This is a genomic window from Psychrobacter sp. 1U2 (assembly GCF_051847575.1).
On the sequence record NZ_JBPYDC010001051.1, the window covers coordinates 1 to 726 of the forward strand.

Annotated in this window: 1 protein-coding gene; it reads right to left on the reverse strand. The window is 50.0% G+C overall.

Translation table 11 applies throughout. The features are described from left to right. A partial coding sequence (locus ACS8FD_RS20325) for an MATE family efflux transporter (RefSeq protein ID WP_439277195.1) occupies positions 1-717 on the reverse strand: 717 nt, incomplete at its 3' end. Positions 718-726: the final 9 nt, after the last annotated feature.

Below are 726 nucleotides of genomic sequence, written 5' to 3' on the forward strand. Positions count from 1 at the left end.
CATGGCGCTTGCTGCTGCACTGAGCGCCATTGCAGGCATCTGTACATAGGTCCAAAGCTGCTGCGTGGCACTATAAGCGGCTGTCGTCTGCACTCCCTCGCGGTTGATCAAAGAAAGCATCGTCAGTGCCGCTGACGAGATGACGATCATCTGAAGACCCATCGGCAGCCCTTTTGAAAACATTGATTTTAGAATTTCTCTATCTGCACGCAAAAACCGCAGCTCAGGCTTACTAAGCGCCAGCACAGAACCACGAAAATACATAGTGGTAAGAATGCCAATCAGCGCCAATGTATTGGCAACGGCAGTAGCAAATGCTGAACCAAAGATACCCCATTCAGGGAAGGGTCCGAGGCCCAAAATAAGCGTAGGGGTCAACACCAAATCAATAGCGACCGACATCGATATGAACCAAAGCGGCGTCGTAGAATCACCCGTACCACGTAACGCCATCATGATCAGCGTAAAGGTTAGGGTAACCGGCATAGCAACGAATATCATGCGCAGATAACTCAGAGCCAGATCCACAGCACTTGGCGGCGTCCCTAATAAATCAAGCAGCAGTGGCGCAAATATCCATCCTACAGCCGCGACCAACACACTTATTGGAATAATACTACCAAGCGCTGTACCCATGGTGCGTTTGACCACATCCTCATTGCGCTGACCCATGGCTTGACCGATTAAGATCGTTGACGCCATACCAAAGCCAAACACAAAGGATAT